The organism is Nocardioides sp. Z24_21 (assembly GCF_058134345.1).
The window spans coordinates 146142-162458 of sequence record NZ_JBYTTH010000003.1; the positions used below are offsets into that span (position 1 = coordinate 146142).

The following is a 16317-nucleotide window of genomic DNA, read 5'->3' on the forward strand; positions in this document are numbered from 1 at the left end:
ATGACCGAGAGCGTCCAGGCGGCTCCCGCCATCCAGATCCGCGACCTGCACAAGTCGTTCGGGTCCAACGAGGTGCTCAAGGGCATCGACTTCCACGTCGACGACGGCGAGGTGGTCTGCGTGATCGGGCCCTCGGGCTCGGGCAAGTCGACCCTGTTGCGTTGCGTCAACCGGCTCGAGGAGCCCGACAGCGGCCAGATCTTCGTCGAGGGCATCGACATCACCGATCCGGAGACCGATCTCGACGCCATGCGCTCGCGCATCGGGATGGTGTTCCAGCAGTTCAACCTCTTCCCCCACATGAACGTGCTGCGCAACCTCACCGTCGCGCAGCAGAAGGTGAAGGGTCGTTCCAAGAAGGAGGCGATCGAGGTCGCCCGCGCCAACCTCGACAAGGTCGGGCTCAGCGGTCGCGAGAACGTCTATCCCGCCCACCTCTCGGGCGGGCAGCAGCAGCGCGTGGCCATCGCCCGGGCGCTGTCGATGGACCCCGACATGATGCTCTTCGACGAGCCCACCTCGGCGCTCGACCCCGAGCTGGTCGGCGACGTGCTCGAGGTGATGAAGACGCTCGCCTCCGAGGGCATGACGATGATGGTCGTGACCCACGAGATGGGCTTCGCCCGCGAGGTCGGCGACAAGCTGGTCTTCATGGATGACGGCGTCATCGTGGAGGAGGGCGACCCGCGCGAGGTGCTCGCCCACCCGCAGCACGAGCGGACCCAGGCCTTCTTGTCGAAGGTGCTCTGACGCTCCTCCGACGCCTCCCTCGACGACTCCCGCCCGGAGGCGCCACCACCTACGACGCAGGGCCCAGCCGGATCGGCTGGGCCCTGTGTCGTACGTGGTGGGTGACTCAGATGTCTCCGCCGAGGTAGGCGGCCTTGACGGCGTCGTCGCCGGCGAGGTCCCTGCCCTTGCCCGAGCGGACGATCTCGCCCGTCTCGAGGATGTGGGCGTCGTCGGCCGCCTTGAGCGCCTGGGCGGCGTTCTGCTCCACGAGCAGCACCGTGGTGCCCTGAGCGTTGATCTCCTTGATGATCGCGAAGATCTGCGCGATGAGCTTGGGCGCCAGGCCCATCGACGGCTCGTCGAGCAGGAGCAGCCGCGGCCGCGCCATGAGGGCACGCCCGATGGCGAGCATCTGCTGCTCGCCGCCCGACATCGTGCCGGCGGACTGGTTGATCCGCTCGGCCAGGCGCGGGAACAGCGCGAGCACTCGGTCGACGTCGTCCTGATAGGCCTGGGTCTTGCGGTCGTTGCGCACGAAGGCGCCCATCTCCAGGTTCTCGCGCACGGTCATGCCCACGAAGCAGCGACGTCCCTCCGGGGACTGGCTGATCCCCAGCTTGACCCGGTCGTAGGGGGCGTCGTGGGTGATGTCCTTGCCGTCGAACTTCACCGACCCGGTCCGCACCTTGCGGATGCCGGAGAGGGTCTTGAGCGTCGTCGTCTTCCCGGCGCCATTGGCGCCGATCAGGGTCGTGACGCTGCCCTCGGGCACGCTGAAGCTGATGTCACGGATGGCCTCGATGTGCCCGTAGTTGACACACAGCCCCTCCACCTCAAGAAGCATCTTCTTCCTCCACTCCGAGGTAGGCGGCGATGACCGCAGGGTTGTCGCGGATCTCCGCCGGGGCGCCCTCGGCGATCAACTTGCCGAACTCGAGCACGACGATCCGGTCGGTGACGCCCATGACCAGACGCATGTCGTGCTCGATGAGCAGCACGGTGAAGCCCCGGTCGCGCACCTTGCGGATCAGGTCCATCAGGGTGCGCTTCTCCTGCGGGTTGAAGCCGGCCGCCGGCTCGTCGAGGCAGATCAGCTTGGGCTGGGTCGCCATCGCGCGGGCGATCTCGAGACGGCGCTGGTCGCCGTAGGACAGGTTGGCGGCCAGCTCGTCGGCCTGCCGGGCCAGTCCCATGAACCGCAGCAGCTCCATCGCCCGGTCGTGGCCGGCCGCCTCCTCGCGGCGGTGCTTGGGCAGCCGGAAGAGGGCGCTGACGATGCCCGTGGTGTGCTGGGCGTCGGCACCCACGAGCACGTTCTCCAGCGCGGTCATGGCCGGGAAGAGTCGGATGTTCTGGAACGTCCGGGCGATCCCGGCCTGGGTGATCTGGAAGCGCTTCTTGCCCGCCAGCGACTCGCCCTGGAAGCGGATCGTCCCGGAGGTGGGCTTGTAGACGCCGGTGATGGCGTTGAAGCAGGTGGTCTTGCCGGCCCCGTTGGGGCCGATGAGGCCGAGGATCTCGCCCTCCTTGATGTCGAAGCTCACGTCGTCGAGCGCCGTGAGGCCGCCGAACCTGAGCGTCAGGTGGTCCACTTCGAGGATGCGTGCGTCAGACACGTGCCCCCTCCTCTCCTTCGGTGCCTTCTTCGAGCTCGTCGAGCTCGTGCTCCAGCTGCTTGGCACGCACGGTCCGCTTCGGCGGGAACAGGCCCTCGGGTCGCAGGACCGCGAGCAGGACCAGTGCCAGGCCGAAGACGAGCACGCGGAAGTCGTCGAACTCGCGGAACCGCTGGGGCAGGTAGGCCACCAGCGCGGCGCCGACGAGGACGCCCCAGCGGTTGCCCTGTCCACCGACCACGACGGCGGCCAGGAACAGGATCGAGAAGAGCAGCAGGAACGAGGCGGGGTTGATGAAGCTCTGTCGACTCGCGTAGAGCGAACCGGCCAGTCCGCCGATGAAGGCACCCGTGGCGAAGGCCAGCAGCTTGAACCGGAAGGTCGGCACGCCCATCAGCTCGGCGGCGTCCTCGTCCTCGCGGGTGGCCTCCCAGGCGCGGCCGACGCGGCTGTTCTTGATGAGGTAGTCGGCGAACAGGACGACGATGACGACCGTCAGGCCCATCCAGTAGTAGGGGATCTGGTCGAGCACGCCGAACACCAGGAACTTGGTGGTGTCCTGGGTGTCGAGCAGCACGGTGCCGTCGCCCCAGTAGAGGTGCGGGACCTCGAACAGGCCCTCGGTGCCGCCCAGGCTCGGCGGGCGGGCGATGTTGCTGATGCCCTTCGCGTCGCCCAGCCACTCGGTGTTGACCGCGACGAGGCGGATGATCTCGCCGAAGCCGAGGGTCACGATGGCGAGGTAGTCACCCCGCACCCGCAGCGTCGGCGCCCCCAGCATGACGCCGGAGATGGTGGTGGCCACGACGGCCGCGGGGATGGCCAGCAGCAGCGGCCAGTGGGCGTGGTACGACGTCAGGATGGCCGCGGTGTAGGCGCCGATCGCGTAGAACCCGACGTAGCCGAGGTCGAGCAGCCCGGCGTAGCCGACGACGATGTTGAGACCTAGCGCGACCAGCATGTACATGGTGACGATGAAGAGCACGCCGCCGAAGTCGACCCCGGGCGTGGTGATGAACGGGGGCTCCAGGAGCGGGAGCGCGTAGGCGAAGAGTGCGAGGAGGACCCAGAGCACGATCTTGACCGGCTTGGGCATCCGCGAGAGGGAGTCCTTGAGCTTGCTCATGCGCGGGCCTTTCCGAGCGACTCACCCAACAGGCCCGTGGGCCGGACGAGGAGGATGACCACCAGCAGGACGAAGGCGACGACGTGGCGCCACTCGGTGCCGAGGAGCGCAGCGCCCCAGTTCTCGGCGACGCCCAGCACCAGCCCGCCCAACAGAGCGCCGCGCAGGTTGCCGATGCCACCGAGGACGGCGGCGGTGAACGCCTTGACGCCGAGCAGGAAGCCCATGTCGAACTTCGTCGTCTCGATCTTGAGCATGTAGAGGAACGCCGCGACGCCGGCCATCAGGCCGCCGATGAGGAACGTCATCTGGATGGTGCGCGTCGGGTTGACGCCCATCATCGACGCCGTCTCGGCGTCCTGGGCCGTGGCCCGGATGCCCTTGCCCAGCTTGGAGCGGCGCACGAACTGGTCCACGACGACCATCATCCCGACGGCGGAGCAGATCACCAGGATGTCGATGCTCGACACGTTCACGCCCCCGATCTCCCAGCGGGGCGCGTTGACGACGTCGGCGATGCTGTTGTTGATGCGGGCCTTGCCGACGTACGCCGAGAGGTCGTCGTCGAGCCCGAACCAGCCGGCGACCCGGTCGCGCAGGCCCATCAGCTCGGCGAGCACGAAGCTCGCGCCGATGGCCGAGATGAGCGCGATCAGGCGGGGGGCGTTGCGCTTGATCAGCGGGCGGTAGGCCACCCGTTCGAGGATCAGCGCGATGGCGGCGGACATCAGCATCGCCGCCACCAAGGAGGCCAACAGGATCAGCACGAGCTGCACACCGCTCGCGTCCGCTCCCCCCAGCGCCATGACGGTCCACAGCATGGCGAAGGTGCCGTACATGAACACCTCGGAGTGCGCGAAGTTGATCAGCTGCAGCACGCCGTAGACCATCGTGTAGCCCAGGGCGATCAGCGCGTAGATGGCGCCGAACGCGAGCCCGGACACGGTGAGCCCGGGCAGGTTGTTGAAGAAGAACTCGAAGTTCACGCAAGGCCTCCTGGCCGCAGTATCCAGCGCGTCGGATCGTGGACGTCGGCGCGGCCGGGGACGTCGTCCCCGGCCGCGCCTGTCGTGCGTACGATCTAGCGGTCGATCACTTGATCTCGCCCTCGGGGACGATCTCGCCGCCGTCCACCGTGTAGGCGTAGACGTGGACGTCCGCGGGCTCACCGGTCTCGTCGAACTTGAGCTGCTTGGTGATGCCGGCCTCGTCGTAGCTGTTGACGAACTCGAGCATCGCCTGGCGGTCGGTGACGCCGTCCTTGATGCCGTCGAGGAAGATCGTCGCGGCGTCGTAGGCCTCGGCGGCGTAGGTGCCGGGAGCCTCGCCGAACTCGTCCTCGTAGGCGGAGGCGAAGTCGGCCACGGCCGGGTCGGTGTCGGGGATGCAGGGGCAGGTGATGATCGTGCCCTCGGCAGAGCCACCGGCGTCGAGGAAGGCCGGGTCCTTCACGCCGTCCGCCACGACGAACGTGCCGTCGAAGCCGCCGTCGCGGAGCTGCCCGATGAGGATGGTCGCCTCGGCGTAGTAGCCACCGAAGAAGACGGCGTCGGCGCCGGAGTCGACGACCTTGCTGACGGTGGCGGAGAAGTCGGTGTCACCGGTCTGGATGGTGTCGGTGCCGGCCACGGCGTCGGCGCCGAGGTCCTTCTCGACGATGCCGGCCAGGCCTGCGCCGTACTCCGTGGCGTCGTCGATGATGTAGGACTTCTTGGCCTTGAGGGTGTCCTTGATGTAGGCCGCGGCGGCCGGACCCTGGGTGGCGTCGTTGCCGAGGGCGCGGTGGAAGGTGTCCCACCCGTTCTCGGACAGCGCCGGGTTGGTGGCCGACGGGCTGACGGTCGCGACGCCGGCCTCGGCGAAGATCGGGCCGGCGGCCGCGGACTCGCCGGAGAAGGCGGGACCGACGACACCGATGATCGACTCGTCGCCGGCGACCTCGGTGGCCAGGGACGGGGCCTCGTCGGGCGAGCCCTGCGAGTCGTAGTTGACCAGCTCGACCTCGCACTCGGCCTCGTCGTTGTACTGGTCGACGGCGAGCTCGGCACCCTGGATGATCGGCTTGCCGAGACCGGACGCGGGGCCCGTCTCCGGGCCGAAGAACGCCAGCTTCAGGTCGCAGGCGGCCTCGCTGCTGCCGCCGCCGCTGCCGCCCCCTCCGGCGCTCTCGCCGTCGTCCTCGGTCGTGCCGCACGCGGTCAGTACCAAACCGGCGACTGCCGCTGCAGCGACGGCCTGCCAGGACTTGGATGAGCGGATCATGGACCCCTCCGTAGTTCTCGGTGGACTGCCCACCTCGGCAGCCTCGTGGCGGGAACCTAACACTCGCGATGTGGCCCAGGACACGATTGCAGCCGCCGAGTTGCGGGCCGTTGCCGTTTCGTGACCAAGCGGTCCGTACCGGGGAGCGGACGCGAGCGCAGTGCCCCTCGACCATCTTGAGGAACGCTTGACAAACGCTCCGTCAGGCGGGATCCGCGGCCGCGCCGCCCTCGTCCGCCAGCCCGGCCACGCCGTGCTCCACGACCCCGTCGGCGACCTGCCTCATCGACAGCCGCAGGTCCATGGCGGTCTTCTGGATCCAGCGGAACGCCTCGGGCTCGGTCAGCCCCAGCTGCGCCTGCAGCACGCCCTTGGCACGGTCGACCGACTTGCGCGTGGCGAGCGACTCCTGGAGGTCGGAGACCTCGCGCTCGAGGACGGCGATCTCGGCGAAGCGGCTCACCGCCATCTCGATCGCCGGCACCAGGTCGCTGCGCTGGAAGGGCTTGACGAGGTAGGCCATCGCCCCGGCGTCGCGCGCGCGCGCCACCAGGTCGCGCTGGGCGAACGCGGTGAGGATGACCACCGGGGCGATCCGCTCCCCCGCGATCAGCTCGGCGGCGGCGATGCCGTCGAGGACCGGCATCTTGACGTCGAGGATCACCAGGTCGGGCCGGAGGTCGCGGGCCAGCTCGACGGCCCGCCGGCCGTCACCGGCCTGCCCGACCACGTCGTAGCCCTCCTCGGCGAGCATCTCGGCCAGGTCCATCCGGATCAGCGCCTCGTCCTCGGCGATCACGACCCGGCGCACGTCGTCCGCGTCGGGGCTGGCGAGGGGTCGTCCGGCGTCGGGCTGCGTCACGACGCCAAGGCTAGTTCGGATAGGGTTCCGACGCCGACTCGGCCCCGGTAGCCCAACGGCAGAGGCGATGCTCTCAAACAGCATTCAGTGTGAGTTCGAATCTCACCCGGGGCACCCGCGACCTGGCGCCCCGCTGTCGGTGCCGCGGTCCACGATGGCGTCCGTGTACGGAGTCAGCGAGCGGACCCGGGCGCTTGCCCTGCTGTCGGCCGGGGCCACGGTGAGCGCCGTCAGCCGCGCGACGGGGGTGGCCCGGTCGACGATCCGATCGTGGGCGCACGGTCCGCCCACGCTCGGGCCCGGCTGTGCCGTCTGCTGGGGCGCGGCACCCTCGCCGGGGGCCGACTACGCGGCCCTGCTCGGCTTCTACCTCGGCGACGGCTGCGTCTCGCGGCACGGCAGCCACACCACCCTCCGCATCTCCTGCGACGCCACCCTCGCCGGCATCGTGGCAGACGTGGCGGGCCTGATGCGTTCGCTGCACCCGGGCGCGGTCTGCACCGTCGATGCTCCGGGCACGAGCGTCGTCCAGAGCAGCTGGAAGCACTGGCCGTGCCTGCTCCCCCAGCACGGCCCGGGCCGCAAGCACGAGCGACCCATCGTGCTCGAGGCGTGGCAGGAGGAGGTGGTGGCGGCGCACCCTGACCACTTCCTGCGCGGTCTCTTCCACTCCGACGGGTGCCGGGTGGTCAACCGCGCCACGCGCACCGTCGACGGCGTCACGCGCCGCCACGACTATCCGAGGTGGCAGTTCGTCAACGCCTCCGACGACATCCTCGGCCTGTGCACGTGGGCGCTCGACCTGGCCGGCGTCGCGTGGCGCCGGTCGGCGCCGCGGGTCGTGTCGGTCTCCCGCCGGGAGGCCGTCGCCCGGCTCGACGACCTGATCGGGCCCAAGCGCTGATCAGCCGGGACGGCGGTAGGCCGGGGCCACCCCGTGGATGGCGTCGCCCATCCGGTGGATGCGCAGCGCGTTGGTCGAGCCGGGGATGCCGGGCGGGGCGCCCGCGATGATCACCACGAGGTCGCCCTCCTTGACCCGGCCGATGGCGAGGAGGGCCTCGTCGACCTGGCGCACCATCTCGTCGGTGTGCTCGACCTGGGCGCCCTGGAAGGTCTCGACGCCCCAGGTGAGCGCGAGCTGCGAGCGCGTGCGGGCCCGAGGGGTGAAGGCGAGGATCGGGATCGGCCCGCGATAGCGGGAGAGACGCTTGGCCGAGTCTCCACTGGTCGTGAACGCCACGACGTACTTGGCGTGCACGGCCTCGGCGACCTCGGCGGCCGCCTTGGCGATGATGCCCCCGCGGGTGTGCGGCTGCCACGTGACTGCCGCCATGTGGCTCAGCCCGTGGTCCTCGGTGGACTCCACGATGCGCGCCATCGTGCGCACGGCGACGATCGGGTACTCCCCCACGCTGGTCTCTCCGGACAGCATGACCGCGTCGGCACCGTCGAGGACGGCGTTGGCCACGTCGCTGGCCTCGGCGCGCGTCGGCGCCGGCGAGCTGATCATCGACTCCAGCATCTGCGTGGCGACGATGACGGGCTTGGCGTTGCGCCGCGCCTTGTCGATGATGCGCTTCTGGTGGATCGGCACGTCCTCGAGCGGGCACTCCACGCCGAGGTCGCCGCGCGCGACCATGATGCCGTCGAAGGCGTCGACGATCTCGTCGATGTTGTCGAGGGCCTGGGGCTTCTCGATCTTGGCGATGACGGGGACGTGGATGTTCTCCTCGCGCATCACCGCGCGCACGTCCTCGGCGTCCCCGGCGTGGCGCACGAAGCTCAGCGCCACGAAGTCCACCCCGAGCTTGAGGGCCCACCGCAGGTCCTCGGTGTCCTTAGCCGACAGCGCCGGCACCGACACCGCGACGCCCGGCAGGTTGATGCCCTTGTTGTTGGACACCCTGCCCGGCACGACGACCTCGGTGACGACGTCGGTGTCGTCGACGGAGACGACCCTGAGCCGCACCTTGCCGTCGTCGATGAGCAGCGGGTCGCCGGGCTTCACGTCGCGCGGCAGGCCCTTGTAGGTCGTGCCGCAGATCTCCGCGGTGCCCTCCACGTCACGGGTGGTGATGGTGAAGGTCGCGCTGCGCTTGAGCCTGACCGGACCGGCGGCGAACGTCTCGAGGCGGATCTTGGGTCCCTGCAGGTCGGCGAAGATGCCGATCGCGTGGCCGGTGTCGTCGGAGGCCTGCCGGACCAGCCGGTAGACGGCCTCGTGGTCGGCGTACGCGCCGTGGCTCATGTTGAGCCGGGCGACGTCCATGCCGGCATCGACGAGTGATCGGATCCCCTCGGGGGTGTTCACCGCGGGGCCGAGGGTGCAGACGATCTTTGCTCTACGCACGTACCTCACCCTATCGGAGATTGGATCGTTCCAAGCCCCTCCGCGCCTGCCGGCGGAGGTCTCGCCTCCCGGCGACGCGTCGAGTGCCGGCCCCGTGGCGGCTCGCGCGGGGCCCGGCACTCGACCCGGTTCAGACGACGAGCGGGCGCTCGTGCGGCTTGATCGGGGCGGGCAGCGTCGTCGAGCCGGTGAGGTGGGCGTCCACCGCAGCGGCCGCGCTGCGGCCCTCCGCGATGGCCCAGACGATGAGCGACTGGCCGCGGCCCACGTCGCCGGCGACGTAGACGCCCGGCACGGAGGCGGCGTACGACGCGTCTCGCCGGACGTTGCCCCGCTCGTCGAGGTCGACCCCGAGCTGGTCGATCAGGCCCGGCCCCTCGGGACGGGCGCGCTCGGGACCGGTGAAGCCCATGGCCAGCAGCACCAGCCGCGCCGGGATCTCCCGCTCGGTGCCCTCGACGGGCTGGAACGACCCGTCGACCTCGACCAGGCGCAGGGCGGCCACGTGGCCGTCCTCGTCGCCGACGAACTCCTGCGTCGACACGGCGTAGACCCGCTCGCCGCCCTCCTCGTGGGCCGAGGAGACGCGGAAGGTCATCGGGTAGGTCGGCCACGGCTGTCCGGTGGGCCGGTCCTCGCCGGGCTGCGGCATGATCTCGAGCTGGGTGATCGACCGGGCACCCTGGCGGATCGAGGTGCCGAGGCAGTCGGCGCCGGTGTCGCCGCCGCCGATGATGACGACGTCCTTGCCGGTGGCCACGATCTGGTCGGAGCCGTCGGCGGTCGGGGCCTCGCCGAGCGCGACGCGGTTGGCCTGGGGCAGGAACTCCATGGCCTGGTGGATGCCGGCGAGCTCGCGTCCCGGGACGGGCAGGTCGCGTGCGGCGGTGGCGCCCATCGCGAGCACGACCGCGTCGTAGCGCTCGAGCAGCTTGTCGCCGGTGAGGTCTCCCCCGACGTCGACCCCGGGCCGGAAGACGGTGCCCTCGCGGCGCATCTGGTCGAGGCGCCGGTCGAGGTGCTTCTTCTCCATCTTGAACTCGGGGATGCCGTAGCGCAGCAGGCCGCCGATCTTGTCGGCCCGCTCGTAGACGGCGACGGTGTGTCCGGCCCGGGTGAGCTGCTGGGCGGCGGCCAGCCCGGCGGGGCCGGAGCCGATCACCGCGACGGTCTTGCCCGAGAGCCACTCCGGCGGTTGGGGACGGACGTAGCCCGAGCCCCACGCGCGGTCGATGATCGAGACCTCGACGTTCTTGATCGTCACCGGGTCCTGGTTGATGCCCAGGACGCACGCGGTCTCGCACGGGGCCGGGCACAGCCGCCCGGTGAACTCGGGGAAGTTGTTGGTCGCGTGGAGGCGGTCCATCGCGCCGTCCCAGTCGTCGCGCCAGACCAGGTCGTTCCACTCCGGGATGATGTTGCCCAGCGGGCAGCCCTGGTGGCAGAACGGGATGCCGCAGTCCATGCAGCGCCCGGCCTGGGTGTTGATGATCGGCAGCAGCGCGCGCCCGATGCCGTCGGGGTAGACCTCGTCCCAGTCGTGGACGCGCTCGGCGACCTCGCGCCGGGAGGCGACCTCGCGGCCGTACTTCAAGAAGCCCTTGGGGTCAGCCATGCTGGTTCACCTTCTTCGCGTGCGGGCGGGCGGTGGAGGCGGTGCGTCGGGCGGGGTGCCCGCTCGCCGGGGCAGCCGGGTCAGCCATGGAGCACCTCCATGATGCGCGCGGCCGCCTCGTCCTCGTCGAGGCCCTCCTCGAGGGCCTCCTCGCGGGCCTCGAGCACGCGCTTGAAGTCGCTGGGCATCACCTCGGTGAAGCGGGCCAGCGAGGCGTCCCAGTCGGCCAGCAGCGCGGCGGCGACGGCCGAGCCGGTCTCCTCGGCGTGCTGCTCGACGAGCGCCTTGAGCTCGTCGGCGGCCTTGCCGGTGACGGGCGACAGCTCGACCAGCTCGGGGTTGACCCGCCCCTCGTCGAGGTCGAGCACGAACGCGTAGCCGCCCGACATGCCGGCGGCGAAGTTGCGCCCCGTGGGCCCGAGGACGACGACGACACCGCCGGTCATGTACTCGCAGCCGTGGTCGCCCACCCCCTCGACGACGGCGGCGGCGCCGGAGTTGCGCACGCAGAACCGCTCGCCCACGCGACCGCTGAGGAAGATCTGGCCAGACGTGGCGCCGTAGCCGATCGTGTTGCCGGCGATGATCTGCTCGGCCGCCTCGAACCTCGCGGCCCGGTCGGGCCGCACGACCAGGCGGCCACCCGAGAGCCCCTTGCCGACGTAGTCGTTGGCGTCGCCCTCGAGCCGCAGCGTGACGCCGCGGGGCACGAACGCGCCGAACGACTGCCCGGCCGAGCCGGTCAGCGTGATGTCGATGGTGCCGTCGGGCAGGCCGGCGCCGCGGTGGCGCTTGGTGACCTCGTGCCCGAGCATCGTGCCGACGGTGCGGTTGACGTTGCGGATCCGCACCTGCGCGCGCACCGGCTCCCCGTGCTCCAGCGCCGGTGCGGCGATGGCGATGAGCTCGTTGTCGAGCGCCTTGTCGAGACCGTGGTCCTGCGTCCTGGTGTTGCGCAGGTCCTGGTGCTCGAACTGGCCGTACTCGCCGTGGGCGGAGGCCTGGTGGAGGATGGGCGTGAGGTCGAGCCCGGAGGCCTTCCAGTGCTCGACCGCCTCGACCACGTCGAGCGAGCCGACCTGGCCGATCGCCTCGTCGAGGCTGCGGAAGCCGAGCTCGGCGAGCAGCTCGCGCACCTCCTGCGCGATGAACTCGAAGAAGTTGACGACGTACTCGGCCTTGCCGCTGTAGCGCTCGCGCAGCACCGGGTTCTGGGTCGCGACGCCCACCGGGCACGTGTCGAGGTGGCAGACCCGCATCATGATGCAGCCGCTGACGACCAGCGGGGCGGTGGCGAAGCCGTACTCCTCGGCCCCGAGCAGGGCCGCCACGACGACGTCGCGCCCGGTCTTGAGCTGGCCGTCGGCCTGCACCACGATCCGGTCGCGCAGGCCGTTGAGCAGCAGCGTCTGCTGGGTCTCGGCCAGGCCCAGCTCCCAGGGACCGCCCGCGTGCTTGAGCGAGGTCAGCGGCGAGGCGCCGGTGCCGCCGTCGTGGCCGGAGACCAGGACGACGTCGGCGTGCGCCTTCGACACCCCCGCCGCGACGGTCCCGATGCCCACCTCGGACACCAGCTTGACGTGGACGCGCGCCGACGGGTTGGCGTTCTTGAGGTCGTGGATCAGCTGGGCGAGGTCCTCGATGGAGTAGATGTCGTGGTGCGGCGGCGGGCTGATCAGGCCCACGCCCGGCGTGGAGTGCCGGGTCTTGGCGACCCACGGGTAGACCTTGTGACCGGGCAGCTGGCCGCCCTCGCCGGGCTTGGCGCCCTGGGCCATCTTGATCTGGATGTCGTCGGCGTTGGTGAGGTACTCCGACGTGACGCCGAAGCGGCCCGAGGCGACCTGCTTGATCGCCGAGCGGCGCTCCGGGTCGTAGAGCCGGTCGGGGTCCTCGCCGCCCTCACCGGTGTTGGACTTGCCGCCCAGCCGGTTCATCGCGATGGCGAGGGTCTCGTGCGCCTCCTGGCTGATCGAGCCGTAGGACATCGCGCCGGTCGAGAAGCGCTTGACGATCTCGGAGACGGGCTCGACCTCGTCGATGTCGATCGGGTCGCGGACGCCGTCCTTGAAGGTGAACAGCCCGCGCAGCGTCATCAGCCGCTCCGACTGGTTGTTCACCCGGTCGGTGTACTGCTTGAAGATGTCGTAGCTGCCGGTGCGGGTGGCGTGCTGCAGCCGGAAGACCGTCTCGGGGTCGAACAGGTGCGGCTCGCCGTCGCGGCGCCACTGGTACTCACCGCCGGTCGCGAGCTCGCGGTGCGTCGGGGAGATGCCGCCACGCGGGTACGCCGTCGCGTGCCGGCGGGCCACCTCCTCGGCGATCGTGTCGAGCTCGATGCCGCCCAGCTTGGACGTCGTGCCGGTGAAGTAGCGGTCGATGACGGCCTGCGACAGACCGACCGACTCGAAGATCTTCGCCCCGGTGTAGGAGGCGACGGTGGAGACGCCCATCTTGGACATCACCTTGAGCACGCCCTTGCCGAGGGCCTTGATCAGGTTGGCGACGGCCTTCTCCGGGTCGACCTTGACGTAGTAGGCCTCGCGGGCGAGGTCCTCGACCGACTCCATGGCCAGGTAGGGGTTGACGGCGGCCGCGCCGTAGCCGACGAGGAGGGCCACGTGGTGGACCTCGCGGACGTCGCCGGCCTCCACGAGCAGGCCCACCTGCGTGCGGGTCTTCTCGCGGACCAGGTGGTGGTGGACCGCGCCGGTGAGCAGCAGCGACGGGATCGGCGCCAGCTCGGCGGTGGCGTGGCGGTCGGAGAGCACGATGATGCGCGCGCCGGCGGCGATGGCGGTCGACACCTCGGCGCAGAGCTCGTCGAGCCTGGCCTCGAGCGCCGCTCCCCCGCCCTCGACGGGGTAGAGGCCGCGTACGACGTGCACCTGGAACCCCGGCATGTCGCCGTTGCGGTTGATGTGGCGGATCTTGGCCAGGTCGTCGTTGGAGAACACCGGGAACGGCAGCACGATCTGGCGGCACGACGCCGGGCTCGGGTCGAGCAGGTTGGCCTCGGGGCCGATGGAGCCGCTCAGCGAGGTGACGAGCTCCTCGCGGATCGCGTCGAGCGGCGGGTTGGTCACCTGGGCGAACAGCTGGGAGAAGTAGTCGAAGAGCAGGCGCGGCTTGTCGCTCAGCGCCGCGATGGGGGTGTCGGTGCCCATCGAGCCCAGCGCCTCGCCGCCCGTGTTGGCCATCGGGGTCAGCAGGATGCGCAGCTCCTCCTCGGTGTAGCCGAAGATCTGCTGGCGGCGGGTGACCGAGGCGTGGGTGTGCACGATGTGCTCGAGGTCGTCGATGTCGTCGAGGTGGATCTGGCCCGCGTGCAGCCACTCGTCGTAGGGCTGCTCGGCGGCGAGCTGGCCCTTGATCTCCTCGTCCTCGATGATGCGGTGCTCCTCGGTGTCGACGAGGAACATCCGGCCCGGCTGCAGCCGGCCCTTGCGGACGACGGTGGCGGGGTCGAGGTCGAGCACGCCGACCTCGGAGGCCAGCACGACCAGGCCGTCGTCGGTGACCCAGTAGCGCGACGGGCGCAGCCCGTTGCGGTCGAGGACCGCGCCGATCTGGGTGCCGTCGGTGAACACGACGCACGCCGGCCCGTCCCAGGGCTCCATGAGCATCGAGTGGAACTCGTAGAACGCCCGGCGCCGGGCGTCCATCTCGCGGTGGTTCTCCCAGGCCTCGGGGATCATCATCAGCACGGCGTGCGGCAGCGAGCGCCCCGCGAGGTGCAGCAGCTCGAGGACCTCGTCGAACGACGCGGAGTCCGACGCCCCGGGGGTGCAGATCGGGAACAGCCGCTCGAGGTCGCCGGGGATCAGGTCGCTCTCGAGCAGGGCCTCACGCGCCCGCATCCAGTTGCGGTTGCCCATCACGGTGTTGATCTCGCCGTTGTGGGCGATGAACCGGAACGGGTGGGCCAGCGGCCAGCTCGGAAACGTGTTGGTGGAGAAGCGGGAGTGCACCACGGCCATCGCCGAGGCGACCCGCTCGTCGGTCAGGTCGGGGAAGACCCGGTCGAGCTGGTCGGTGGTGAGCATCCCCTTGTAGGCGAGGGTGCGCGAGGAGAGGGACGGGAAGTAGACGTCGGTCTCGGACTCGGCGCGCTTGCGCAGGCAGAACGCGAGGCGCTCGAGCGCCATGCCGCTCACCCGGGCGCCGCGGCCGGCGACGAACAGCTGGGCGAAGCGCGGCATCACGCTGCGCGCCGTGGCACCGAGGGTGGAGTCGTCGACGGGGACCTCGCGCCAGCCGAGGACGGCGAGCCCCTCCTCGTCGGCGATCTCCTCGATCCGCTTGCGGGTGCCGGCCACCGCCTCGTCGTCACCGGGCAGGAAGGCGGTGCCGACGGCGTACGCCCTGGCGGGCGGGAGCTCGAAGTCGACCACCTCGCGGAGGAACGCGTCGGGCACCTGGAGCAGGATCCCGGCGCCGTCGCCGGAGTTGACCTCGGCGCCCGCGGCCCCGCGGTGGTCGAGGTTGCGCAGCGCGGTGAGGGCCTTCACCACGATGTCGTGGCTTGGCTCGCCGGTGAGCGTCGCGACCATGGCGACGCCGCAGGCGTCCTTCTCGTGGCGAGGGTCGTAGAGACCCTGGCTCGGCGGGAATGCGTGCATAGGGGCATTCTCCCGTCGTCGTCTCCGCTCGCCGCGGACCAGGTGCTGCGGTGGACCCACGGCAGGCGAGGGGGTGGAAGTTACCGCTGGGGACGACGTTGGCCCGAGCAACCGAAACCTACCACCGGCGCCGCCCGCCGGGACGCGCCGTGTCAGGCCGTGGGACCGGCGGGCCGCTCGCCGCGGGTGCCGTCCACCGGCTCCGGCGTCTCGGGCCCGGGGTCGTCGTGGCTGGCGTCCTCGTGGTCGGCGTCGTCCGGCTCTCGGGTGCGGACGGACTCCTCCCGCCCGGGGTGGCGTCTCGCCGACCACACGAACCACGCCGCGGCGAGCACGAACAGCACGATCGAGGTCCACACGTTGAGCCGGAGGCCGAGGACGTCGTCCATCTGGACGTCGTCGATGCGCATGTTCTCGATCCAGCCGCGGCCGAGCGTGTAGAGCATGACGTAGAGCGCCACGACGCGGCCGTGGCCGAGGCGGAAGCGTCGGTCGGCCCACACGAGCAGCGCGAACGCGGCGAGGTTCCACAGGCACTCGTAGAGGAAGGTGGGGTGGAAGGTCGCCTGGTCGAGGTACTGGCTCGGCCGGTGCGCGACGTCGATCTCGAGACCCCACGGCAGGTCGGTGGGCCGGCCGTAGAGCTCCTGGTTGAACCAGTTGCCCCAGCGCCCCACCGCCTGGGCGACGAGGACGCCGGGCGCCATCGCGTCGAGCAGCGGCAGCACCTTGATCCCCCGCAGCCGGGCACCGATCCACACGCCGACGGCACCCAGGGCGATCGCGCCCCACACCCCGAGCCCGCCACGCCACACGTACAGCGCGGTGATCGGGTTGCGGCCCTCGCCGAAGTAGAGCTCCCAGTCGGTCAGCACGTGGTAGAGCCGGCCACCGACCAGGCCGAACGGGACCGCCCAGATGGCGAGGTCGCTGACCTCGCCGGGGCGCCCGCCGCGGGCCACCCAGCGTCGCTCACCGATCCAGATCGCGAGCACGATGCCGAGGATGATGCTCAGCGCGTAGCCGCGGATCGGGACGGGACCGAGGTTCCACACGCCGTCGGCGGGACTCGGGATGGACATCAGGGTCACCAACGGCGATCCGACGAGGGTGGGCACGGTGAGCATGG

The 16317-nt window shown here is 70.6% G+C and carries 12 protein-coding genes and 1 tRNA gene; 3 read left to right on the top strand and 10 right to left on the bottom strand.

The window, feature by feature from the left end; translation table 11 throughout:
* Complete coding sequence (locus AC3X7Z_RS12275) at positions 1-750, top strand: amino acid ABC transporter ATP-binding protein (protein ID WP_489976097.1); 750 nt, start codon at positions 1-3, stop codon at positions 748-750.
* Between the two features lie 106 nt (positions 751-856).
* Here the strand turns inward: AC3X7Z_RS12275 and AC3X7Z_RS12280 are convergent, their stop codons facing one another.
* The 6 genes from AC3X7Z_RS12280 to AC3X7Z_RS12305 all read right to left on the bottom strand — a co-directional run bounded on the left by AC3X7Z_RS12280 (position 857) and on the right by AC3X7Z_RS12305 (position 6598).
* Positions 857-1576: an ABC transporter ATP-binding protein gene (locus tag AC3X7Z_RS12280; protein ID WP_186342005.1), complete on the bottom strand. Its 720-nt coding sequence runs from the start codon at positions 1574-1576 to the stop codon at positions 857-859.
* A complete protein-coding gene (locus tag AC3X7Z_RS12285) occupies positions 1566-2348 on the bottom strand; it encodes an ABC transporter ATP-binding protein (protein WP_241005394.1) in 783 nt (260 codons plus the stop codon). Before AC3X7Z_RS12285 ends, AC3X7Z_RS12280 begins: the two co-directional genes overlap by 11 nt.
* Positions 2341-3474, bottom strand: coding sequence for a branched-chain amino acid ABC transporter permease (locus AC3X7Z_RS12290; protein ID WP_186342004.1), 1134 nt, complete (start codon positions 3472-3474; stop codon positions 2341-2343). Before AC3X7Z_RS12290 ends, AC3X7Z_RS12285 begins: the two co-directional genes overlap by 8 nt.
* Entirely contained in the window at positions 3471-4460 is a 990-nt protein-coding gene (locus AC3X7Z_RS12295; protein ID WP_186342003.1) for a branched-chain amino acid ABC transporter permease, read from the bottom strand. The genes AC3X7Z_RS12290 and AC3X7Z_RS12295 overlap by 4 nt, the downstream gene beginning before the upstream one ends.
* 106 nt (positions 4461-4566) lie before the next feature.
* Entirely contained in the window at positions 4567-5736 is a 1170-nt protein-coding gene (locus tag AC3X7Z_RS12300; RefSeq protein ID WP_489976098.1) for a branched-chain amino acid ABC transporter substrate-binding protein, read from the bottom strand.
* A 202-nt stretch (positions 5737-5938) separates the two neighbouring features.
* Complete coding sequence (locus tag AC3X7Z_RS12305) at positions 5939-6598, bottom strand: ANTAR domain-containing response regulator (protein ID WP_489976099.1); 660 nt, start codon at positions 6596-6598, stop codon at positions 5939-5941.
* Between the two features lie 41 nt (positions 6599-6639).
* Here AC3X7Z_RS12305 and AC3X7Z_RS12310 point away from each other — a divergent pair.
* Together AC3X7Z_RS12310 and AC3X7Z_RS12315 are read left to right on the top strand one after the other, a co-directional pair.
* Positions 6640-6712: transfer RNA gene (locus AC3X7Z_RS12310), tRNA-Leu, on the top strand.
* Positions 6713-6752: 40 nt separating this feature from the next.
* A complete protein-coding gene (locus tag AC3X7Z_RS12315) occupies positions 6753-7502 on the top strand; it encodes a helix-turn-helix domain-containing protein (protein ID WP_222129713.1) in 750 nt (249 codons plus the stop codon).
* On the opposite strand, the gene pyk is transcribed toward AC3X7Z_RS12315, so the two are convergent.
* From pyk to lgt, 4 genes are all read right to left on the bottom strand, one after another.
* A complete protein-coding gene (pyk, locus tag AC3X7Z_RS12320; RefSeq protein ID WP_186342000.1) occupies positions 7503-8951 on the bottom strand; it encodes a pyruvate kinase in 1449 nt (482 codons plus the stop codon).
* A 130-nt stretch (positions 8952-9081) separates the two neighbouring features.
* On the bottom strand, positions 9082-10566 hold the full coding sequence (locus AC3X7Z_RS12325) for a glutamate synthase subunit beta (RefSeq protein WP_489976100.1): 1485 nt from the start codon (positions 10564-10566) through the stop codon (positions 9082-9084).
* A gap of 80 nt (positions 10567-10646) precedes the next feature.
* Complete coding sequence (gltB, locus tag AC3X7Z_RS12330) at positions 10647-15188, bottom strand: glutamate synthase large subunit (protein ID WP_489976101.1); 4542 nt, start codon at positions 15186-15188, stop codon at positions 10647-10649.
* Between the two features lie 152 nt (positions 15189-15340).
* Positions 15341-16315 carry a prolipoprotein diacylglyceryl transferase gene (gene lgt / locus AC3X7Z_RS12335; protein ID WP_186341997.1) on the bottom strand — a complete coding sequence of 325 codons (975 nt, stop codon included), beginning with the start codon at positions 16313-16315 and terminating at the stop codon, positions 15341-15343.
* Between the last annotated feature and the right edge of the window lie 2 nt (positions 16316-16317).